Genomic DNA, 21,518 nt, shown 5'->3' on the forward strand with positions numbered 1-21,518 from the left:
GCTCGGTTAGACATAATTCAACTTTATTCTTATAGGGGAAAGTGGTCACGAGACGGCTGGATCGTCTTATTTTTTGTCTGATGTGTCCAGTGTCCTGTATCGGAAGCGGGGCTTAGTCTCTTGAGCTGCGTGCAAGGCCCGTGGCTGGCGCACGCTGTTGCTGTCCGGCGACAGCTCGCCCATGGTCGCCAGCGTTGCCGCCGAACTGGGCATCGATGAAGCCCGTGGCGGCTTGCGGCCGGACGACAAACTTCAAGTCCTGCGACAACTGCACAAGGAAGGCCGCAAAGTGTTGATGCTCGGAGACGGGGTCAACGATGTGCCGGTACTCGCTGCGGCGGACATCAGCGTCGCCATGGGATCGGCGACCGATCTGGCAAAAACCAGCGCGGATGCGGTGCTGCTGTCGAACCGTCTGGATGCCCTGGTACAGGCCTTCAGCCTCGCTCGGCGAACCCGTCGGGTGATCATCGAGAATCTATTGTGGGCCGGGTTGTACAATGGCCTCATGTTGCCGTTCGCCGCCCTCGGCTGGATCACGCCGGTATGGGCCGCGATCGGCATGTCCATCAGTTCGTTGACCGTGGTGCTGAACGCGTTGCGCCTGACTCGCCTGCCGAGTACGCCGACCGTCCGTGCCACGCCAGAAACCCGCCCGCTGCCGGCCTGAGCCGCGCGGGCATGGAGTTGAACCCATGCCAGCCTTATACGTGATGATCCCGGCCGCGCTGCTGATCGTGGGCATCGCGATTTACATCTTCTTCTGGGCAGTCGACAGCGGTCAGTACGACGACCTCGACGGCCCGGCCCACAGTATTTTGTTCGACGACCAGGACCCTAAGCACCAGGCTGCCGTCGACGAAATCAGCGGCCACCCGGCCAAACCGGAAGACAAGGCACCGCCCCATGCTTGATTTGGCGCCACTGCTGGTGTCTGCGGTCATTCTGGGTCTGCTCGGTGGCGGGCATTGCCTGGGCATGTGTGGCGGCCTGATGGGCGCGTTGACCCTGGCCATTCCCAAGGAGCAACGCAGCCGACGCTTCCGGCTGTTGCTGGCGTATAACCTCGGACGCATCCTCAGCTACGCAACGGCCGGCTTGCTAATCGGCCTGGCGGGCTGGGCAGTGGCCAACAGTCCGGCGGCGATGTTCATGCGGGTCATTGCCGGGTTGTTGCTGATCGCCATGGGGCTGTACCTGGCGGGCTGGTGGAGCGGGCTGACACGCATTGAAAGCCTCGGTCGCGGCCTGTGGCGGCATATCCAGCCGCTTGCCAACAAACTGCTGCCGGTGTCGAGCCTGCCCCGGGCATTGCTGCTGGGCGCGCTGTGGGGCTGGCTGCCGTGCGGCCTGGTTTACAGCACGCTGTTGTGGGCGGCGAGCCAGGGCAATGCGCTGGACAGTGCATTGCTGATGCTCGCGTTCGGGCTCGGCACCTGGCCCGTACTGCTCGCCACGGGGCTGGCAGCCGAACGGGTAACGGCACTGTTACGTGAACGCAGCGTGCGCATGACCGGCGGATTGCTGGTGATACTGTTCGGCCTGTGGACATTGCCCGGACCGCATCAACACTGGCTCATGGGCCACTGACCCTGCAGCATCGACAGCGGTGCACATCGCCCCTGTAGCAGCTACCGAAGGCTGCGACCCCGGCGCGGACGCAGCCTTCGGCAGCTGCTACAGGTCGGTGTTCCCCGTACAAAAAATCCTGTGGGAGCCGAGCTTGCTCGCGATGGGGCCATCACCTGCGACTCACATCCCCGACCTTGATGCAAATCAAGATGCCCCAACGCCTCGCCCCCTAGACTCGCCAACACTGCCAGCCTATCCGGGGGAATGCCCGCATGATGCTCGACGCCATTCGTTGGGACACCGATCTGATCCGCCGTTATGACCTGGCGGGACCGCGCTACACCTCTTATCCGACCGCTGTGCAATTCGACGGGCTGGTCGGTACGTTCGACCTGTTCCATGCATTGCGCGAAAGCCGCAAAGCCCTGCGCCCCTTGTCGGTGTATGTGCACGTGCCGTTTTGCGCGAACATCTGCTACTACTGCGCCTGCAACAAAGTCATCACCAAGGATCGCGGGCGAGCCCAGCCTTATTTGCAGCGTCTGGAGCAGGAAATCCAGCTGATTGCGTGTCACCTCGACCCGGCGCAAAAGGTCGAGCAATTGCACTTCGGCGGCGGCACGCCGACTTTTCTCAGTCATGACGAGCTGCGCCAATTGATGGCGCACTTGCGCAAATACTTCAATTTGCTGGACGACGATTCCGGCGACTACGGGATTGAAATCGACCCGCGCGAAGCCGACTGGTCCACCATGGGACTGCTGCGCGAATTGGGCTTCAACCGCGTCAGCATTGGCGTGCAAGACCTCGATCCCGCCGTGCAGCGAGCGGTGAATCGCCTGCAAAGCCTGGAAGAGACCCGCGCGGTCATCGATGCGGCGCGCACTCTGCTGTTTCGCTCGATCAACATCGACCTGATTTACGGCTTGCCGAAGCAGACGCCGGAAAACTTTGCCCGTACCGTTGAAGAAGTCATCGCGCTGCAGCCCGATCGTCTCTCAGTATTCAACTACGCGCATTTGCCCGAACGCTTCATGCCACAACGGCGAATCAACAGTGACGAACTGCCGACACCGGCACAGAAGCTGGAGATGCTGCAGCGCACGATCGAACAACTGACCGCTGCCGGTTATCGCTACATCGGCATGGATCACTTCGCCCTGCCCGACGACGAGCTGGCGATTGCCCAGGAAGAATCGACCCTGCAACGCAACTTTCAGGGCTATACCACCCACGGTCACTGCGATTTGATTGGCCTGGGCGTCTCGGCCATCAGTCAGATCGGTGACCTGTACTGCCAGAACAGCAGCGATCTCAATCAGTACCAGAACGCCCTCGCCTCTTCTCAACTGGCCACCAATCGCGGCCTGGTGTGCAATGCCGATGACCGTGTACGCCGCGCCGTCATCCAGCAACTGATCTGCACGTTCAACCTGGAGTTTTCCGACATAGAGCGGTCGTTCAACATTGATTTTCGTGGCTACTTCGGCGAACTCTGGCCGCAGCTGCAAGCCATGGCCAAGGACGGCTTGATCGAACTCGATAACGACAGGATCAACGTGCTTCCCGCTGGGCGATTGCTGGTGCGCTCGGTGTGCATGGTGTTCGACGCGTATCTGGAGCAGCAAAACCGCCAGCGATTTTCGCGAGTGATTTAACACCTGCGGCAAAATCGCCGCGGACTGGCTTGAATGTCCTCTCGTGAGTTACCCTTACGTCTTATGTGTGTTTTTTCCCACAAGGATTGAAGAAATGTCCGAGCCAGTTAAGCTGCGCGCTCATAACCAGGCCCATTGCAAGGATTGCAGCCTGGCACCTCTGTGCCTCCCACTTTCCCTGAATCTGGAAGACATGGATGCGCTGGACGACATTGTTAAACGTGGCCGCCCGTTGAAAAAAGGCGAGTTCCTGTTTCGCCAGGGCGACACGTTCGATTCCGTTTATGCAGTCCGCTCCGGCGCCCTGAAGACCTTCAGCCTGAGCGATGGCGGCGAAGAGCAACTTACCGGTTTCCACTTGCCGAGCGAACTGGTCGGCCTGTCGGGCATGGACACCGAAAAGTACCCGGTTTCGGCACAAGCCATGGAAACCACCTCGGTGTGCGAAATCCCGTTCGATCGCCTCGACGAATTGTCGGTGCAATTGCCGCAGCTGCGCCGCCAGCTAATGCGCGTGATGAGCCGCGAAATCCGCGACGATCAACAAATGATGTTGCTGCTGTCGAAGAAAACCGCAGACGAGCGCATCGCCACGTTCCTGGTCAACCTCTCGGCCCGCTTCCGTGCCCGGGGTTTTTCGGCTAACCAGTTCCGCCTGAGCATGTCGCGCAACGAAATCGGCAATTATCTGGGTCTGGCGGTGGAAACCGTGTCCCGGGTGTTCACGCGCTTCCAGCAAAACGAGCTGATCGCCGCTGAAGGCAAGGAAATCCACATCCTGGACCCAATCCAGCTGTGCGCGTTGGCCGGCGGCTCACTCGACGGCTGATTCAGCGATGGCGGCTGAGCGAAACGGTTCAGCCGCCGTTATACTGCGACGTTTGCAGCCTGCCAGGACACCTCGACGATGGTCTTCGACTCCTTCGACATCAAATCCCTGATTCGCCCCGTGATCGACTTCCCGAAGCCGGGCGTTATCTTTCGTGACATCACCCCGCTGTTTCAGTCGCCGACGGCCTTGCGCCTGGTGATGGACAGCTTCGCCCACCGTTATGTCGAGGCCGATTTCACGCACATCGGTGCGATGGACGCGCGCGGCTTCCTGATTGGCTCGGTACTGGCCTATCAGTTGAACAAGCCGCTGGTGTTGTTTCGCAAGCAAGGCAAACTGCCTGCTGACGTGCTGGCCGAAGGTTATGCGACCGAGTACGGCGAAGCGTTTCTGGAAGTGCACGCGGACAGCCTGTGCGAGGGCGATTCGGTGGTGATGTTCGATGACTTGATCGCCACCGGCGGCACCCTGATTGCAGCGGCGAACCTGATTCGTCGCATGGGCGCCCGGGTGCATGAAGCGGCGGCGATTATAGACCTGCCGGAGCTGGGTGGATCGCAGCGCCTGGAAGACATGGGTATTCCCACTTTTTGCCTGACGCAATTTGCGTTGACGGATAAGTAAGCGGCGGCCTCAAGGGCCTCATCGCGAGCAGGCTCACTCCTACAATTGATTCGTGTCGTAACCGGGTTTCGTGTACGACAGCGATTCAATGTAGGAGTGAGCCTGTTCTGGGCGGCATTCCGACGATAGCGTCAGCCGCAACACCACAAATGCCCCTCAAAGCCCCATCTGTTTACTGATAATCTCGTTCATCACTTCCCGCGTCCCCCCACCGATCGACAGAATCCGGTTATCCCGATACAACCGTTCCACCAGGCTGTCACGCATGTACCCCATCCCCCCCAGAATCTGCACCGCATCGTTGGTAATGCGATCCGCCGTGTCGGTCGCGAAATTCTTGGCCATGGAAATTTCTTTGATCACACTCTTTCCCGCCGCCATTTTCGCCGCCTGGCGGTAGGTGAATTCCCGGGAGACTTCCAGTGCCGTGGCCATTTCAGCGAGGCGGTGCTTAAGCACCTGGAATTTGCCGATGGGTTTGCCGAACGCCTCGCGCTGACGGGCCCATTTCAGGCTCTCCTCCAGGGCTAGCTGTGCGGTCATGTTGGCCATCAATGCCAAGGCAAGGCGCTCACTTTGAAAATTGCCCATGATGCAGGCAAAGCCCATGTTCTCGGCACCGATCAAATTTCCTACCGGTATGTGGCAATCGTCGAAGAACAGCTCCGCTGTGTCTGACGCCCACCAGCCCATTTTCTTGAGCTGTCGACCGACCGTGAAACCGGGGGTGCCTTTTTCGATCAGCAGCAGGCTGATACCACCGAAACCGGGGTCGCCCGTGCGCACCGCGACGGTATAAAGATCCGCGCGCACGCCACTGGTGATAAAGGTTTTACTGCCGCTGACCCGATAAAAATCGCCGTCGCGGACAGCGCGGGTTTGCAGGTTGGCGACGTCGGAGCCACCGCTGGGCTCGGTGACGGCCAGGGCGCTGATCTTTTCCCCGCTCAGCACCTGCGGCACCACGCGATCACGCACTTCAGGCCTGGCCCACTTGAGAATCGGCGGCAGACCGATGTCCAGCGAGCCGAGCCCCGCCACCAATCCTCCGGAGCCGCAACGCATCAACTCTTCACTGGCAGCGATTTTGGCGAACAGATCGCCTTCATGGGAGCCGCCCAACGCCTCGGGATAACCGATCCCTAAAATGCCGGCTGCACCGGCCTTGAGATAGAGCTCCCGCGGAAAGCTTTCGGCTTCTTCCCATTGGTCGATGTCCGGGAGAATCTCACGCTCGACGAATCGTCTGACGCTGTCACGGACCAATTGGTGGCTGGGATCGAAGTATTCCTGAAAGGCAGGCATCGGCGAACTCCACTGAAGGTTCAGCGAAGTTAACCGAGCGCTTGCTTGGTTTTCAACAGGAATGTGTGATTCAGATGGACCGAGGTGTTTGCATCGCTAGCAGGCTAGCTCCCACAGGGATTTTGTGAGCACCCTAATTCCTATGTGGGAGCTAGCCTGCTAGCGATGGCGTCAGTACAAGCACTACAAAGCGATCGGCTTACGCCCGGCAAACGAATGCGCCAGCGTCCCGCCATCCACCAGCTCCAATTCCCCACCCAACGGCACGCCATGGGCAATCCGCGAAGCGATCAGGCCCTTGTTGCTGAGGAGTTGGGCGATGTAGTGCGCCGTGGCCTCACCTTCCACCGTCGGGTTGGTGGCCAGGATGACTTCGGTAAATGTGCCGGCCTCTTCGATGCGGGCCAGCAGCTGGGGAATCCCGATGGCCTCTGGCCCCAGTCCATCGAGAGGCGACAGGTGGCCCTTGAGCACGAAATAGCGCCCCCGGAAACCGGTCTGTTCTACCGCGTAAACATCCATCGGCCCTTCCACCACACAGAGCAAGGTGTCGTCACGACGGGTGTCGGCGCATTGCGGGCACAGGTCTTCTTCGGTCAGCGTGCGGCACATCCGGCAGTGACCGACCCCTTCCATGGCCTGGCTGAGGGCCAGGGCCAGTCGCGAGCCGCCGCTGCGATCACGCTCGAGCAACTGCAACGCCATGCGCTGGGCGGTTTTCTGACCCACACCCGGCAACGTTCGCAGGGCATCGATCAGTTGGCGAATCAAAGGGCTGAAGCTCATGGGGAAACGTCCGACAAATCAACGAGACGCGGTTTATACCCGCGCCTCTCTTTAGCGTCAATTACTCAGTCTTGGGCAACCCGTACGACCAGTTTGCCGAAGTTGCGTCCTTCCAGGAGGCCGATGAACGCCTCGGGGGCGTTTTCCAGGCCATCGACCACGTCTTCGCGGAATTTCACCTTCCCATCACGGACCCACGGCGCCATGGCGCTTACGAATTCCGGCTGGCGATCACCGTAGTCGTCAAACACGATGAAACCCTGAATACGCACTCGCTTGGTCAGCAGCGTGCGCTGCAACTGCGGCAGGCGATCCGGGCCAGTGGGCGCTTCATGGGCGTTGTAGCCGGCAATCAGACCGCAAAGAGGTATCCGCGCCTTTGCATTCAGCAGCGGCAGCACGGCATCGAACACTTTGCCACCGACGTTTTCGTAGTAGATGTCGACGCCTTTGGGGCACGCCAGGGCCAGCTCATGCGAGAAGTTCTCGGCCTTGTGGTCGATGCAGGCGTCGAACCCCAGCTCTTCGACCACATACCGGCACTTCTCTGCGCCGCCGGCCACACCGACCACGCGCAAGCCTTTGATCTTCGCTACCTGGCCGACCACGGAACCGACAGCACCCGACGCGGCGGCAACCACCAGCGTCTCGCCGGCTTGTGGTTGGCCGATGTCCATCAGGCCCATGTAGGCAGTCATTCCGGGCATGCCGAGCACACCCAGCGCCATCGACGGACTCGGCAGCCCGGACGGCACCGGAATGACATTGCGCCCGTCGCTGATGCTGTGGCTTTGCCAGCCCGTCGCGCCAACCACCAGATCACCTTCATGGAATTTCGGATTGCGCGAGCGCTCGACCCGGCTGACAGCGCCACCGGTCATGACCTCGTCGATTTCGACCGGAGCGGCATAGGACGGTGCGTCACTCATGCGTCCGCGCATGTAAGGATCAAGCGACAGGTAGAGGGTCTTGAGCAGCAGCTGACCGTCGGCCAGGTCGGGCAACGCCTCGCGCTCCAGGCGAAAATTCTCCGGCGTCGGCGCGCCTACCGGGCGTGACGCCAGGACGATACGTTGGTTGAGGGTCAATGCGTCTGGCATGTGAGCGTCTCCTTGATCGTGAATTTGGGGGTATAGGGAGCAGACCGTTGTGGCGGTATGGCGTTCGATGTTTCTGCCCGAGACCGGGTCGACTTCATCGCGAGCAGGCTCACTCCTACATTGGAACCCGGTCACCTGTGGGAGTGAGCCTGCTCGCGATTACGGCCTTATGGATACCGAATCTCATCAGGCAGAAACAAAAATGCGAGGCGCGGTGCCTCCCACATTGGAACCCGGTCACCTGTGGGAGTGAGCCTGCTCGCGATTACGGCGTCATGAACACCGAATCTCATCAGGCAGAAACAAAAATGCCAGGCGCGGTGCCTGGCATTTTTTTGTAGCCCATCTGACGCGTTTTGGCGAATCAGAATGGCAGTTTCATTCCCGGCGGCAGTTGCATGCCAGCGGTTACGCCGGACATTTTGTCCTGGCTATTGGCTTCGATCTTGCGGACGGCGTCGTTGACGGCGGCGGCGAAAACAGCCTCCAGCATCTCCCGGTCGTCTTCGCTCAGGCCTTCAACCATGCTTGGGTCGATGGTCACGCGCTTCACGTCGTGACGACCGGTCATGACCACGGTGACCATATCGCCACCGGCTTTGCCGGTGACTTCGGCGTTGGCCAGCTCTTCCTGCATCTTGGCCATTTTTTCCTGCATCTGCTGCGCCTGCTTCATCAGGCCGGCCATGCCACCTTTCATCATGGGAATCACCTCAAAAGTACTTGGATAAAAACGGCGCCCGACGCTTGCGGCCGAACACCTTCAGTTATTAGCCCTGACTGACCAGGGCTTCGACAGGTTCAATAGTATCGTTACGGATGACCGCACCGAACTGCTGCATCATTTGCTGGATGAACGGATCACCGTGGATCGACTCCTCCGCCTCGCGCTGACGGTTGACCCGGCGCCGGGACGCAGCCTGAGCAGGGGTTTCCTGCTCAGGCTTGATCAATTCCATGCTCAGGGATAGCGTACGCCCGTGGTACTGGTTCAATGCATCGTTGAGACGGCGCTGCTGGGTCGCGTTGAACAAGGCGCTGTGGGCCGGGTCCAGGTGCATCAGCCAGTGGTCGCCCTCGATCGAAATCAACGTGCAGTTGGCGGCGATGCTGCCCGTCATGCCGGAGATCGGCAATTTCGGGAACAGCTCAAGCCACTGCAGGGCCAGACCGGTGGCCGGCATGGCCGCCGGTTCTGGCTCGGGCTCCGGTGCAGGCTCGGCGGCATGTTCGCTGGCCAGTTCGTCGAGGTAGCTGTAGGCCGAATCGATGTCCGGCTCGATGTAGTCTTCGTCCAGTGGCGGCTCGTCATCGAGGTCCACGCCCGGCGTGGCAGCATCGACTTGCGCCACGGTGGGCTCAGGAATCGGTGCAGCCGCCCATTCCGGCGCGTCCGGCACAACGCTGTCGGGCGTCGGCAGGGGCATCGGCGGCAGTTCGGGCTGCTCGCTGGCGGTATCCAGCATGGGCTCGACAGCGGGCTGCTGAATGACTTCAGGTTCGACCGGGTCATTCCAGGGCAGGTCGACGACCGGTTCGACCGCTACAGGCTCGACCACCGGCTCAGGCTCGACGACGGGCGCAACGGGCTGAGGAACGGGCACTGGCGCAGTAACAGGCGCAGGGATGACCGGTGCAACTGCCGTAGCGACTACCGGCGCAACAACCGGCGCGGCAGCCACTGAATTTGCGGAATCAACTGTGGCCTGGCTGATCCCCACTGGCTTTAGCGGTTGCCTCGGGGCGTCCGCCGTGTCCGCCGGCCGGAAGGCGAGCATTCGCAGCAGGACCATTTCGAAGCCGCCACGAGGGTCCGGCGCCAGCGGCAGATCGCGACGACCGATCAGGCCCATCTGGTAGTAGAACTGCACGTCTTCAGCTGGCAAGGCCTGGGCCAGGGCCAGCACCCGGTCGCGGTCGCCGTGACCGTTGTCGACACCCTCAGGCAAGGCCTGGGCAATCGCGACACGGTGCAGCACGTTGAGAATTTCCGAGAGCACGCCATTCCAGTCCGGACCTTGCTCGGCCAGGTGACGGACGGCTTCGAGTAACGCCTTGGCATCGCCTTCGATCAGCGAATGCAGAACGTCGAAGACCTGACCGTGGTCGAGAGTGCCGAGCATTGCCCGCACATCCGCCGCCATGACCTTGCCTTCACCGAAGGCAATGGCCTGATCGGTCAGGCTCATGGCATCGCGCATCGAACCGTCGGCGGCGCGACCCAGCAACCACAGGGCGTCGTCTTCAAACGGCACGTTCTCGACGCCCAGTACGTGGGTCAAATGCTCGACCACACGTTCCGGTGTCATGTTTTTCAGGGAGAACTGCAGGCACCGCGACAGAATCGTTGCAGGAAGTTTCTGCGGGTCGGTGGTCGCCAGGATGAACTTGACGTAGGGCGGCGGCTCTTCAAGGGTCTTCAGCAGCGCATTGAAGGAATGGCTGGAGAGCATGTGCACTTCGTCGATCAGGTAGACCTTGAAGCGCCCACGGCTTGGCGCGTATTGCACGTTGTCGAGCAGCTCGCGGGTGTCCTCGACCTTGGTCCGGCTCGCGGCGTCGATCTCGATCAGGTCGACGAAGCGACCTTCGTCGATCTCGCGGCACACCGAACACTCGCCGCACGGCGTCGAGGTGATGCCTGTTTCACAGTTCAGGCATTTGGCGATGATCCGCGCGATGGTGGTCTTGCCGACGCCGCGCGTACCGGTAAACAGGTAGGCGTGGTGCAGCCGCTGGCTGTCCAAGGCATTGATCAGAGCCTTGAGCACATGGGTCTGGCCGACCATTTCGCGGAACGAGCGCGGACGCCATTTACGTGCAAGAACCTGATAACTCATCGAAAACCGTCGCCACTGGGAAGCAGAAGCGGCTAATGCTAGCGGAGCAAGGCTAAAATTGCATCCGGTGTGCTCGTCTAATCTGGCTAAGATGCATTCAGGGAGCTTTCAAAGGCTCGGGATTCAGCCGTACCGGAGCGTTTATGCGGTGTGCCTTGGGGGCATTGTGCTTGATCAGTTTGAGTGGCGTAGCTGCAGAAGCGCCATTGCGCTTCGTGGTGCCCGATAGCTGGAGTATGCCGATGGTGCAATTCGAATCAGGGCGACCGACGCAGGGCATTTTGTACGACGTGATGTTGAGCCTGGCGACCCAAGTGGGTGTCCCTGCCGAATTTCATGTATTGCCCCGGGCGCGGGTGCAGGGCGCCATGGAGCACGGTGAGGTCGACGTGCGCTGCTATGCCGCGCAGTCTTGGCTGCCGAATCAGTCCGGCGACTACATATGGAGCATCCCGCTCTGGGTTCAGCCTGACGTGTTGATCAGCCGGCCAGACCCGCTGACCGCGGTGATCCCGGCAAACCTGCCACGACAATCCATCGGCACCGTCCGCAGCTACACCTACCCCACCCTGCAACCGTTGTTCGACGCGGATAAATTGCAGCGCGAAGACGCACGCAATCAGGAACAAGTGCTGGAAAAGCTCATGGCGGGTCGCTATCGCTACGCGGTGAGTAATCAGTGGGCTCTGGACTGGTTCAACCAGCGCCTGCTGCCTGAGCGGCACCTGCAAAGCGTGGCATTGCTGCAGGAGCAGCGCGTGGGTTGCTACGTGCGCAACGACCCCAAGGTGCCTGTGCAACGAATTCTGCGTACGTTGGTGCGGATGAAAATGTCCGGGGAGATCGACGACATCATCCGCCTGTACATCGGCCAGCCTTAGCCCTGAAGTCAAAACCCGGACACTGCAAAAGGCCGCCTGGACAACACCCATGGCAGACACAGCATAAAAGTATTTTTTTCAGATAACGCGAGAGGACTCTCGCGGGGCGTTATGGAGGCAACCCCACCAGCCACACCCCGGCACACAATGTTCCCGCTGTGGCTGCTTCCTTCCGGATCTGACCAGGTTCACGGGTAATCGTTGCGGGGGGACCGATGGGGTCACCATAACGACGCTCACCTGACGGCGAGCCGCGCCATTGTACCTATCTGAGACGAAGTTACAACCGTTCGAGCAGATTAAAAAATATGAGGCCGGTCAATGACATGCGCCATTGCCAAAATGTTTGACATTCGGTTAACGCAACACCCGGCACACAGAACACCTGTAGCAGCTGGCGAAGCCTGCGTCCGGCTGCGCAGCAGTCGTAAATCCGGTAAACACGGTTCTCCTGTTACACCGCAGTGTATGGTTTTACGACTGCTGCGCAGCCGGACGCAGGCTTCGCCAGCTGGTACAAGGATCGGTGGTGCTACAAGGATTGATGTTTTGCTTCGGGCCTGTAGTGGCTACAGAACCTGCACCACCTCATCCGCTTTGCCGCCCTCTTCCTGAATCACCAGGTGTATGAAGTGCAGCTTGGCGATCACTGCTGGCGGCAGGACGAACGGATAGAAATCCGGCTGACCCATGCTGCTCGACAACTCGTTGAGCATGCCCGCAAGCTCGATCCACGCGTTCACGAACGACAGGAACGCTGCGCCACCGGGGTGCTGTGGGTCATACAAGGTTTCGGGGGGAAACGGCTGGTAGTCGAAATCCATTTCCCGGGCGCTCATGCCAAATCCGAGGGCGGTGTCCACCGCGTCCATCATGTGCAGGTAGTGAGCCCAGGTCTCGGCCCAGTCTTCCCACGGATGCATGGTGGCATAGGCACTGACGGCATGTTGCTGCCAGTCCAGCGGCGCACCTTGCTGGTAATGGCGCTCAAGCGCATCGGCATAGCTCTGACGCTCATCACCGAACAGGCTTCTGAACGGTTCCAGCCAGTGGCTGTTGGCGATCAAGCGGTCCCAGTAGTAATGCCCGACCTCATGACGAAAATGCCCGAGCAGCGTGCGATATGGCTCGTGCATCTGTACGCGGATTTTCTCGCGGTGGACATCGTCGGCTTCCTTGATGTCCAGGGTGATCAGACCGTTGGCGTGACCGGTAGTGGGTGGTGTGCCTTCGAGATCGACGCCGATGAAATCGAAAGCCAGTCCGGTCTCTTCGTGGACGGTCTTGGGAATCACCTGCAAACCGAGGCTGACCAGTTGAGCGACCAGACGACGCTTGGCCGTCTCGACCTTGCGCCAGCGCTCAGGGTTCTCGGGAATGGAGAGATCGGGGATGGTGTGGTTCAGGCTGCAGGCGATGCACAACGCATTGTGGTCATCCGCCGCCAGCAACCAGTTACAGGCGGCCGGGGAATCGAGGTTGGCACAGCGACGGAACAGCCCCGCGTCGGGCTCGGCGTCGAGGACCCAGGTATCGACTTGCGGCCCTGGTTGCAACGACGATAACCGGCTTTTCTCCGGCTGATACCCGAGCATTGCCGAACACGCCAGGCACTGGCTGTTGCGAAAGAACAGCGCCTGCCCGCAGCGGCATTGCCACACCTTGCTGTTGCGCGAACTTCCACTGATGAAAGGCGCGGCGATGCGTGAGCTGAGTTGTTCGAAGAAGCGGTACATGGCGATCTCTCCCTGGGGCTTGCCAAGACTAGATCATTGCCGCGAGAAGTTGGTTCCAACGCCATGCGTGGTGCAATCAAAAGATCGCAGCCTGCGGCAGCTCCTACAAAAGCGGAATCGCACCTTCCAACGAATTGCATACACATCCCTGTAGGAGCTGCCGCAGGCTGCGATCTTTTGATCTTGAGCGCGTCAGATCGAAATGCCATGCGAACTCAAAAACGCGACAAACGCCTCTTCATCCAGCACCTTCAACCCCAACTCATTTGCCTTGGCCAACTTCGAACCGGCACCCGGACCTGCCACCACGCAATGAGTCTTGGCCGACACCGAACCCGCCACCTTGGCGCCCAGGCTTTCCAGCTTGTCCTTGGCTATATCCCGACTCATCAACTCGAGCGAGCCGGTCAGCACCCAGGTCTGCCCTGCCAGCGGCAAACCTTCGACCACTTTTTTCTCGCTCTGCCAGTGCATGCCGAAATCGCGCAGTTGCTTCTCGGCAGCTTCAGCGATCTGTCGATTCTCGGCGACTGCAAAAAACGCCCGAACCGAATTCGCCTGTTTCTCCGGCAGCGTCTGGCGCATGTCCAGCCAGTCGGCGCTCATCACCGCTTCCAGTGAACCAAACTTGTCTGCCAGCTTCTGTGCACCACCCGGGCCCACCGAAGGAATGTGCAGCTTGTCGAGGAAACCACCCAGGGTGGTGCTGGCGGCGAACTCGGCGCCCAGCTCACCTTGATCCTGAATCTGCATGCCGTGCTTAAGCAGATCAGCGATCACCTGCTGGTTATGCGCGTCTTCGAAGAAGCTATGAATCTCATGAGCCACTTCCAGGCCGACATCCGGCAAGTAGGTGAGTACTTGCGGCAAGGCCTGCTGCACACGCTCCAGCGAGCCGAGAGAACGCGCCAGCACCTTGGCCGTCTCTTCGCCGACATCGGGAATCCCGAGGGCGTAGATAAAGCGCGCCAGGCTCGGCTTCTTGCTGTCTTCGATGGCGCTGAGCAGCTTTTTACTCGACAGCTCGGCGAAGCCTTCCAGGTCGACGACCTGTTCAAACGTCAGGGCGTACAGGTCAGCGGGCGAATTCACCAGGCCTTCATCCACCAGTTGCTCGACGCTCTTGTCGCCCAGCCCCTCAATGTCCAAAGCACGACGGGAGACGAAATGGATAATCGCCTGCTTGAGTTGCGCACCGCAGGCCAGGCGACCGACGCAGCGATACACCGCGCCTTCACTGACGGTCTCACGACCCTTGCTGCGTTTGACCAGTTGCGTGCGCTCGACGTGGGAGCCGCAGACCGGGCACTGCTGCGGAATGTGCACCGGCCGCGCATCGTCAGGGCGACGCTCAAGGACCACTTGCACCACTTGCGGGATCACATCACCGGCACGGCGGATGATCACCGTGTCGCCAATCATCAAGCCCAGGCGCGCCACTTCATCCATGTTATGCAGGGTGGCGTTGGCCACAGTGACGCCAGCCACCTTGACCGGTTTCAAGCGCGCCACGGGCGTGACCGCGCCAGTGCGACCGACCTGGAATTCCACGTCGAGCAACTCGGTGAGTTCTTCCATCGCCGGGAATTTATGGGCAATTGCCCAGCGCGGTTCGCGCGCGCGGAAACCCAGTTCACGCTGTGACGCAATGCTGTTGACCTTGAACACCACGCCATCGATTTCATAGGCCAGATCGTTGCGGCGCTCACCGATGTCGCGGTAGTAATCCAGGCACTCATCGATGCCATGGGCGAGCTTCAGCTCACGACTGATCGGCATGCCCCACGCCTGAAGCTGCTTCAAGTTGCCGATGTGGGTGTCGGCGATGTCCGCCGACACCTGGCCGATGCCGTAGCAGCAAAATTCCAGTGGACGGTTGGCGGTGATCTTTGAATCGAGCTGCCGCAAACTGCCGGCCGCGGCGTTGCGCGGGTTGGCGAAGGTCTTGCCGCCGACTTCCAGTTGCGTGGCATTGAGCCGCTCGAAGCCGGCCTTGGACATAAAGACTTCGCCGCGCACTTCCAGGGTGGCGGGCCAGCCGGTGCCCTGCAGCTTGAGCGGGATATTGCGCACAGTGCGCACGTTGACGCTGATGTCTTCACCGGTGGTGCCATCGCCGCGCGTAGCACCGCGCACCAGCACGCCGTCCTGATACAAAAGACTGACCGCCAGGCCATCGAGCTTGGGTTCGCAGCTGTACTCCACCGCCGCCCCGCCACCCAACAGGTCGCCGACCGGCAGATCCAGTCCTTCAGTGACCCGGCGATCGAATTCACGCATGTCGTTTTCTTCGAAGGCGTTACCGAGACTGAGCATCGGCACTTCGTGGCGCACCTGAGTGAACGCCGACAGCGCCGCGCTGCCCACTCGCTGCGTGGGCGAGTCGCTGGTGATCAATTCGGGATGGGCCACTTCGAGGGCCTTGAGCTCATGGAACAACCGATCGTACTCGGCGTCCGGAATGCTCGGCTCGTCCAGCACGTGATAGCGATAGTTGTGCTGATCCAGCTCAGCGCGCAGCGCTTGAATGCGGTTTTTGGCGGCGGTCATGGGTGTTCTCTCATAAAGCAAAAAAGCAGCCGAGGCTGCTCCTGTTCTATCTCATTTAGGATCAAAAGATCGCAGCCTCGTTTCACTCGACAGCTCCTACTCAGCGCCTACAGAACATCGCGATCGCTGTAGGAGCTGTCGAGTGAAACGAGGCTGCGATCTTTTGCCTTTATCGCTTCTGGGTCAGGGCACGACGTTCGAATTCAACAATGCGCTGACGGTAATGCTCGATCGTCTGGGCGGTCAGCACGCTGCGCTGGTCGTCCTTCAGTTCACCATTCAACTCCTGGGACAGCTTGCGAGCTGCTGCCACCATCACGTCAAAAGCTTGCTTGGGATGACGAGGACCTGGCAGGCCGAGGAAGAAGCTCACAGCCGGCGTGCTGAAATGATCGATGTCGTCCAGGTCGAAGATGCCTGGCTTGACGGCGTTGGCCATCGAGAACAGGACTTCGCCATTGCCGGCCATGCTTTCGTGACGGTGGAAAATGTCCATTTCGCCAAAACGCAGGCCACTCTCCAGAATGTTCTGCAACAGTGCCGGCCCTTTGAAGCCCGCGGCGTCGCGGCAGATCACACTGATCACCAATACTTCTTCAGCTTGCGGCTGATCCCGCTCCACCGCCGAACTGGACGGCTTGGTGTCATCCGGGAAATCATCGTCACGGCTGCTGAAGCTCGGTCCGCCATCAAGGTCCAGGTTAAGGTTCAGGTCGCCCTGAGAGGGCTCGCCGTGACCTCGCTTGCCACGCTTGGAACCCGATTCACGGGCTTCACGGGCAGGCATGCTCACCGACGGCAGGTCATGCTCGTCCAGTTGCGGTTCCTTATGGGTATCCAGAACACGCGGCGGGCCCAACAGCTCGGCGCTGGTGTCCTCGTCCGGCAAATTGGACAGGTTTCGATCAAGACGAAACTTCAGTTTCCCCTTGCCGCCGCGCATACGGCGCCAGCCATCGAAAAGAATACCGGCAATGACAATAATGCCGATGACGATCAGCCACTCGCGCAGACCGATTTCCATGTAATCCCGTGCCTCTATAAAAAATGCTGAAAAATAAGGGGTTTACAACTCGCAAACCGCTTTAAAACGTGGCGCCAACTCTATGTTCTGACAGGCGTTTTGCCCACGCATACGAAAAATTGATATTAAACTAGCACGACCAAAGGCAACTTTACAGGGCTTCGCTGCTACAAGCTCCAAGCCAGGTGCCGCAAGCTCGTCACTGACCGCTCAAAGCTTGCCGCTTGTGGCTACGCTGCTAGGCGTCCACCAACGCCATCGCCTCCTCGACATCCACCGCCACCAGTCGCGAACAGCCCGGTTCGTGCATCGTCACCCCCATCAGTTGATCGGCCATTTCCATGGCGATCTTGTTGTGGGTGATGTAGATGAACTGCACTGTCTGGGACATCTCTTTGACCAGCCGTGCATAGCGTCCAACGTTCGCGTCATCCAAAGGCGCATCCACTTCATCGAGCATGCAGAACGGCGCAGGATTGAGCTTGAAGATCGCAAAAACCAGGGCCAATGCGGTCAGGGCTTTTTCGCCACCGGAGAGCAAATGGATGGTGCTGTTCTTCTTTCCTGGCGGCTGCGCCATGATCGTTACCCCTGTATCGAGTAGATCTTCGCCCGTCAGTTCCAAATACGCGCGTCCGCCACCGAAAACTTTTGGAAAAAGTGCCTGTAAACCGCCATTGATCTGATCAAAGGTATCTTTGAAGCGGTTACGGGTTTCCTTGTCGATCTTGCGAATCACGTTCTCGAGGGTGTCGAGCGCTTCGACCAGATCGTCGTTTTGCGCATCCAGATAATGCTTACGCTCCGATTGCTGCGTGTATTCGTCAATGGCCGCGAGGTTGATCGCACCCAGGCGCTGAATCCGTGCAGCAATGCGTTCGAGTTCTTCTTCGGCGTCTTTCTCGTTGGCCTCTGCCGTCAGCGTGGCGAGCACGCCGTGCAGGTCATAGCCATCTTCCAGCAACTGATCCTGCAGGGTCTTGCGACGCACCGTCAGCGCTTGCCATTCCATGCGCTGCATTTCCAGTTGACTGCGAATCAGCTGGGATTGTTGCTCGGCCTGGGTGCGGCGCTTCTCGGCCTCGCGCAATTCGCGGTCGGCGTCTTCCAGGGCGATCTGCGCGGTCTTGAGTTCTTCGTCGACAGTCATGCGCTTGTCGAGCAACTCTTCAAGCTTGAGGCGCAGCTCTTCCAGCGGTGCCTCGCCCTCCTCCAGATTGAGGCTCAATTGCTCGCGCTTTTCGGTCAGGCGTTCGGACTGCATTTCCAGTCGTTCCAATGCTTGCCGTGTTGAATCGTGCTGAGCCTTGAGCGAACCAAGTCGCACCGCCAACTGATGCGCATGATCCTTATGCTGGCGGGCTTCCTGCCGCACGCGATCAAGCCGTTCGCGCAGGCTGTCGCGCTGGGCCATCAGCAGCTCGCGTTGTTCAGTGTCGAGGGCCATGCTGTCGAGGGCTTCTTGCAATTGCAGGCGCGCCTCTCCGATGTTTTCGTGTTCCTGGGCACGTTGCTCTGCGAGTTCGGTGAGCTCTTCGTCCAGCCGTGTGCGGCGCAGGGTCAATTGTTCGACCTTGGCTTTGCCGGCGGACAACTGGGCTTTCAGCTCGCCTTGCTGACGCGCTTCGTCTTGCAACAGGCGACGCAAATGTTCGCGGCCGTTCTCCTGCTGACGCTGCTGTGCCCTGAGATTTTGCAGCTGGGTTTCCAGGGTTTCGACCGTGGCTTCGCGCTCTTCACGCTCAATGCTCAGGCGCTGGATTTCCTGACCGCGGGCCAGCACGCCGCTTTCCGCTTCACTGGCCCGACGCACGCGCAGAAAGTGCCGGCCGACCCAGTAACCGTCGCGACTGATCAGGCTCTGGCCGGCGCTCAGTTGACTGCGCTGGGCCAGGGCCTGTTCGAGGTTGTCGACCGGTTTGACCTGCCCCAGCCAAGGCGACAGATCGATCAGCGCCTCAACCTTGTCGAGCAAACTGCCGGCAACACGCAGCCCGTCACTGGCCGGACTGAGCAAGCGCAGATCGCCCTGCGCGAACCCGGCCAGGTCGTAATCACCAAAATCATCCACCAGCACTGCTTGCAGGTCGGCACCCAGAACGGTTTCCACCGCCAACTCCCAACCGGCTTCAACCTTGAGGCCTTCGGCCAGACGGGGACGGTCCGCCAGGTGTTGCTCGCGAAGCCATTCAGCGGTGCCGGTGCCAGGGTCGAGCGCAGCTTGCTGCAGGGCCTCGAGGGATGCGAGGCGTCCGTTCAGACGCTGCAGATCACCCTGTGCCTGTTGCTGATTCTGTAGCGCGAGCTGTAATTCCTGGCGCAGTTGTTCGAGGCGTTCGACCTGGGCCTCTTCACTGGCCTGCAAGTCTTCCAGCGTCGCTTCACTGGCGGCCAACTGCTCGCTGAGTTCCATGATCGCGGCGTCTTCCGGGTCCGCCGACAGCAACGCACGCTCTTCGCCGAGACGCTTCTGACGATCGGCCAGACGCTCCATGCTGGTTTCCAGCTGCTGGATGCGCGACTGCTGAACTTCGGCCTGGCGACGGGGCTCGGCAGCCGTCAGGTTGAACGTGTCCCACTGCTCCTGCCAGCCGTGCATGGTGGTTTCGGACTCTTCCAGCGCGGCAGCGGCTTCTTCAGCGGCTGCGCTGGTGACTTCCTGTTCTGGCGTGAGCATGTCCAGCTCTTCGCCGAGGGTCAGCAGCAGCGTGCGGTCGTGGCCCAGGTGCGATTCGGTTTCCAGGCGCGCGCGTTCGGCTTCTTTGAGATCGTCCTGCAGTTGGCGCAACCGTTGCTGGCCGTGCTGGATACTCTGTTCGACCCGGGCAATATCGCCACCGACCGAATAGAAGCGCCCTTGCACCAGATTGAAGCGCTCGGACAGATCGTGGTGCCCGTCACGCAGGCGTTCGATACTCGCGTCGGCGTTGCGCTGCTCGGCGACCAGGGCTTCGAAGGTGACTTCCTGGGTGCCGATGATCGCCTCGCGCTGGCCGACCTGATCGTTCAATGCCTGCCAGCGCAAGGCCGACAGTTGGGCCTTGAGCTGACGCTCCTCGCCTTTGTATTCCTGATACTTCCTGGCCGACTCGGCCTGGCGATGCAAGCGCTCGAGTTGACGCGTCAGCTCTTCGCGCAGGTCCGTCAGGCGCTCAAGGTTTTCGTGGGTGCGACGAATGCGGTTTTCGGTCTCGCGTCGGCGCTCCTTGTACTTGGAGATGCCCGCCGCTTCTTCGATAAAATTGCGCAGGTCCTCGGGCTTGGACTCGATCAGCTTGGAGATCATCCCCTGCTCGATGATCGAGTAGCTGCGCGGCCCGAGGCCGGTGCCGAGGAAGATGTCGGTGATGTCGCGACGACGGCATTTGGTGCCGTTGAGGTAATAGGTGGTCTGGCTGTCGCGGGTCACTTTGCGGCGAATGGAAATTTCCGCATAGGCAGCGTATTCGCCCAGCAGCGTGCCGTCAGAGTTGTCGAACACCAGTTCGATGCTCGCCTGGCTCACGGGCTTGCGGCTGGTGGAGCCGTTGAAGATGACGTCGGTCATCGACTCGCCGCGCAGGTTCTTGGCCGAGCTCTCGCCCATCACCCAACGAACGGCGTCGATGATGTTCGACTTGCCGCATCCATTGGGCCCGACCACCGCCGCCATGTTACTGGGGAAGTTCACCGTGGTCGGGTCGACGAAGGATTTGAACCCCGCCAGCTTGATGCACTTGAGCCGCACGCTTAGGCGTCCGTCAGGGCGGAAACCACCAGATCGCAGCTGCGTTGGCCATAGGCGGTCAGCACTTCACGGATTTGCGCAAAGTCACGCGCCAGCACGGCGGCGAGCAAGCGCTCGAACAGCTCAAGGAACTCGCTCATCGATGCCTTGCGCTGATCCAGTGCGAGAAAATACGCACGGCTCATGGCCGGCTGCAGATTTTCGACGGTTTCCTGCAAATACGGGTTATTGGCGAACGGATACGCAGCGCGCATCACATTGAAGCTGTCATCCACAAAGGTGCGGATGTCCTGGCGCTCGAAACTGTCGGTCAGGCGCTGCTGGATCTGCACGAACGGCGCCATGTCGGCCTGGACTTTCCAGCCGGCAGCTACTGCATTGCCGAGCAGGATATAAAGCTCGCTCATCAATGTGCACAGGCTCTGAACCTTGTGCGCCGTCAACTCGGTCACGTGCGCGCCCCGTCGCGGCAGGATCGCGATCAGGTGGCGACGCTCGAGGATCAACAAGGCCTCACGGACCGAGCCGCGACTGACATTGAGGGCCAGCGTGACCTTTTGTTCCTGGATCCGCTCCCCGGGCTTCATTTCACCGCGAATGATGCGTTCGGCGAGGTGGTGAGCAATTTGCTCGGCGAGGCTATCCGGCGCCTTGAACGTCATGATTGTCCTTCAAACTCTTTCGATCTGCACAGGCGGCGCAGTGTAGCGCACATGAGGGGTTGTGGCGGAGTGCCCACTCAGCGGTTTTTGGCACGATTCCCGCAAAAAAGCAGGCTATCCCGAGAGGGTCAATACTGATGGAACGCGTTGTTGATCGCCAAAATGGTTTTTCCTGACCTTTAAGTCAGAAAATCATTGACCGAAAAGTCAGACCTGATAAA

General features: G+C 60.1%; 16 protein-coding genes, 1 other RNA gene and 1 pseudogene. 7 read left to right on the top strand and 11 right to left on the bottom strand.

From position 1 onward, the window contains the following. Positions 1 to 124: 124 nt before the first annotated feature. The 6 genes and pseudogenes from GBC55_RS26440 to GBC55_RS26465 all read left to right on the top strand — a co-directional run. A pseudogene (locus tag GBC55_RS26440) lies at positions 125 to 670 on the top strand (HAD-IC family P-type ATPase); the annotation flags it as partial. A gap of 25 nt (positions 671 to 695) precedes the next feature. Further along, positions 696 to 914: a cbb3-type cytochrome oxidase assembly protein CcoS gene (gene ccoS / locus GBC55_RS26445; RefSeq protein ID WP_162441067.1), complete on the top strand. Its 219-nt coding sequence runs from the start codon at positions 696 to 698 to the stop codon at positions 912 to 914. Further along, the gene (locus GBC55_RS26450) at positions 907 to 1,590 is read left to right on the top strand and encodes a sulfite exporter TauE/SafE family protein (RefSeq protein WP_162441066.1); all 684 of its coding nucleotides are present in this window, start codon (positions 907 to 909) and stop codon (positions 1,588 to 1,590) included. The genes ccoS and GBC55_RS26450 overlap by 8 nt, the downstream gene beginning before the upstream one ends. Positions 1,591 to 1,847: 257 nt before the next feature. After that, the gene (gene hemN / locus GBC55_RS26455; protein WP_162441068.1) at positions 1,848 to 3,230 is read left to right on the top strand and encodes an oxygen-independent coproporphyrinogen III oxidase; all 1,383 of its coding nucleotides are present in this window, start codon (positions 1,848 to 1,850) and stop codon (positions 3,228 to 3,230) included. A 94-nt stretch (positions 3,231 to 3,324) separates the two neighbouring features. Next, the gene (gene fnr, locus GBC55_RS26460; RefSeq protein WP_162441065.1) at positions 3,325 to 4,059 is read left to right on the top strand and encodes a fumarate/nitrate reduction transcriptional regulator Fnr; all 735 of its coding nucleotides are present in this window, start codon (positions 3,325 to 3,327) and stop codon (positions 4,057 to 4,059) included. Between the two features lie 78 nt (positions 4,060 to 4,137). Next, a complete protein-coding gene (locus GBC55_RS26465) occupies positions 4,138 to 4,686 on the top strand; it encodes an adenine phosphoribosyltransferase (RefSeq protein ID WP_027921719.1) in 549 nt (182 codons plus the stop codon). A 156-nt stretch (positions 4,687 to 4,842) separates the two neighbouring features. Here GBC55_RS26465 and GBC55_RS26470 read toward each other — a convergent pair whose 3' ends face one another. The 5 genes from GBC55_RS26470 to dnaX form a co-directional block, all read right to left on the bottom strand. Continuing rightward, positions 4,843 to 5,991 (bottom strand): acyl-CoA dehydrogenase family protein, encoded by a 1,149-nt coding sequence (locus tag GBC55_RS26470; RefSeq protein WP_162441064.1) that lies wholly within the window; start codon positions 5,989 to 5,991, stop codon positions 4,843 to 4,845. 183 nt (positions 5,992 to 6,174) lie between these two features. Continuing rightward, complete coding sequence (recR, locus tag GBC55_RS26475; protein ID WP_162441063.1) at positions 6,175 to 6,777, bottom strand: recombination mediator RecR; 603 nt, start codon at positions 6,775 to 6,777, stop codon at positions 6,175 to 6,177. A 65-nt stretch (positions 6,778 to 6,842) separates the two neighbouring features. After that, entirely contained in the window at positions 6,843 to 7,877 is a 1,035-nt protein-coding gene (locus GBC55_RS26480) for an NADP-dependent oxidoreductase (protein ID WP_162441062.1), read from the bottom strand. A gap of 364 nt (positions 7,878 to 8,241) precedes the next feature. Further along, entirely contained in the window at positions 8,242 to 8,580 is a 339-nt protein-coding gene (locus GBC55_RS26485; protein ID WP_162441061.1) for a YbaB/EbfC family nucleoid-associated protein, read from the bottom strand. Between the two features lie 67 nt (positions 8,581 to 8,647). Then, complete coding sequence (dnaX, locus tag GBC55_RS26490; protein ID WP_247267013.1) at positions 8,648 to 10,717, bottom strand: DNA polymerase III subunit gamma/tau; 2,070 nt, start codon at positions 10,715 to 10,717, stop codon at positions 8,648 to 8,650. 143 nt (positions 10,718 to 10,860) lie between these two features. On the opposite strand from dnaX, the gene GBC55_RS26495 reads away from it, so the two are divergent. Further along, a complete protein-coding gene (locus tag GBC55_RS26495; protein ID WP_162440785.1) occupies positions 10,861 to 11,598 on the top strand; it encodes a transporter substrate-binding domain-containing protein in 738 nt (245 codons plus the stop codon). 121 nt (positions 11,599 to 11,719) lie between these two features. Here GBC55_RS26495 and ffs read toward each other — a convergent pair. From ffs to GBC55_RS26525, 6 genes are all read right to left on the bottom strand, one after another. Beyond that, positions 11,720 to 11,816: signal recognition particle sRNA small type (ffs, locus tag GBC55_RS26500), an RNA gene on the bottom strand. Between the two features lie 351 nt (positions 11,817 to 12,167). Continuing rightward, positions 12,168 to 13,334 carry a putative zinc-binding metallopeptidase gene (locus GBC55_RS26505; RefSeq protein WP_162440786.1) on the bottom strand — a complete coding sequence of 389 codons (1,167 nt, stop codon included), beginning with the start codon at positions 13,332 to 13,334 and terminating at the stop codon, positions 12,168 to 12,170. A gap of 192 nt (positions 13,335 to 13,526) precedes the next feature. Beyond that, positions 13,527 to 15,884, bottom strand: a complete 2,358-nt coding sequence (gene ligA / locus GBC55_RS26510) for an NAD-dependent DNA ligase LigA (RefSeq protein ID WP_162440787.1) — start codon at positions 15,882 to 15,884, stop codon at positions 13,527 to 13,529. A 169-nt stretch (positions 15,885 to 16,053) separates the two neighbouring features. Continuing rightward, positions 16,054 to 16,908, bottom strand: a complete 855-nt coding sequence (zipA, locus tag GBC55_RS26515) for a cell division protein ZipA (protein ID WP_162440788.1) — start codon at positions 16,906 to 16,908, stop codon at positions 16,054 to 16,056. A gap of 238 nt (positions 16,909 to 17,146) precedes the next feature. Next, on the bottom strand, positions 17,147 to 20,635 hold the full coding sequence (smc, locus tag GBC55_RS26520; RefSeq protein ID WP_162440789.1) for a chromosome segregation protein SMC: 3,489 nt from the start codon (positions 20,633 to 20,635) through the stop codon (positions 17,147 to 17,149). Between the two features lie 2 nt (positions 20,636 to 20,637). Then, positions 20,638 to 21,297: a GntR family transcriptional regulator gene (locus GBC55_RS26525; RefSeq protein ID WP_162440790.1), complete on the bottom strand. Its 660-nt coding sequence runs from the start codon at positions 21,295 to 21,297 to the stop codon at positions 20,638 to 20,640. Positions 21,298 to 21,518: the final 221 nt, after the last annotated feature.

Source organism: Pseudomonas sp. TNT3 (assembly GCF_010095445.2).
GTDB lineage: Bacteria > Pseudomonadota > Gammaproteobacteria > Pseudomonadales > Pseudomonadaceae > Aquipseudomonas.

Excerpts from the sequence above, each read along its gene's own strand:
- ccoS (WP_162441067.1), top strand. The coding sequence starts at position 696 with ATGCCAGCCTTATACGTGATGATCCCGGCCGCGCTGCTGATCGTGGGC.
- GBC55_RS26450 (WP_162441066.1), top strand. The coding sequence starts at position 907 with ATGCTTGATTTGGCGCCACTGCTGGTGTCTGCGGTCATTCTGGGTCTG.
- hemN (WP_162441068.1), top strand. The coding sequence starts at position 1,848 with ATGCTCGACGCCATTCGTTGGGACACCGATCTGATCCGCCGTTATGAC.
- fnr (WP_162441065.1), top strand. The coding sequence starts at position 3,325 with ATGTCCGAGCCAGTTAAGCTGCGCGCTCATAACCAGGCCCATTGCAAG.
- GBC55_RS26465 (WP_027921719.1), top strand. The coding sequence starts at position 4,138 with ATGGTCTTCGACTCCTTCGACATCAAATCCCTGATTCGCCCCGTGATC.
- GBC55_RS26470 (WP_162441064.1), bottom strand. The coding sequence starts at position 5,991 with ATGCCTGCCTTTCAGGAATACTTCGATCCCAGCCACCAATTGGTCCGT.
- recR (WP_162441063.1), bottom strand. The coding sequence starts at position 6,777 with ATGAGCTTCAGCCCTTTGATTCGCCAACTGATCGATGCCCTGCGAACG.
- GBC55_RS26480 (WP_162441062.1), bottom strand. The coding sequence starts at position 7,877 with ATGCCAGACGCATTGACCCTCAACCAACGTATCGTCCTGGCGTCACGC.
- GBC55_RS26485 (WP_162441061.1), bottom strand. The coding sequence starts at position 8,580 with ATGATGAAAGGTGGCATGGCCGGCCTGATGAAGCAGGCGCAGCAGATG.
- dnaX (WP_247267013.1), bottom strand. The coding sequence starts at position 10,717 with ATGAGTTATCAGGTTCTTGCACGTAAATGGCGTCCGCGCTCGTTCCGC.
- GBC55_RS26495 (WP_162440785.1), top strand. The coding sequence starts at position 10,861 with ATGCGGTGTGCCTTGGGGGCATTGTGCTTGATCAGTTTGAGTGGCGTA.
- GBC55_RS26505 (WP_162440786.1), bottom strand. The coding sequence starts at position 13,334 with ATGTACCGCTTCTTCGAACAACTCAGCTCACGCATCGCCGCGCCTTTC.
- ligA (WP_162440787.1), bottom strand. The coding sequence starts at position 15,884 with ATGACCGCCGCCAAAAACCGCATTCAAGCGCTGCGCGCTGAGCTGGAT.
- zipA (WP_162440788.1), bottom strand. The coding sequence starts at position 16,908 with ATGGAAATCGGTCTGCGCGAGTGGCTGATCGTCATCGGCATTATTGTC.
- GBC55_RS26525 (WP_162440790.1), bottom strand. The coding sequence starts at position 21,297 with ATGACGTTCAAGGCGCCGGATAGCCTCGCCGAGCAAATTGCTCACCAC.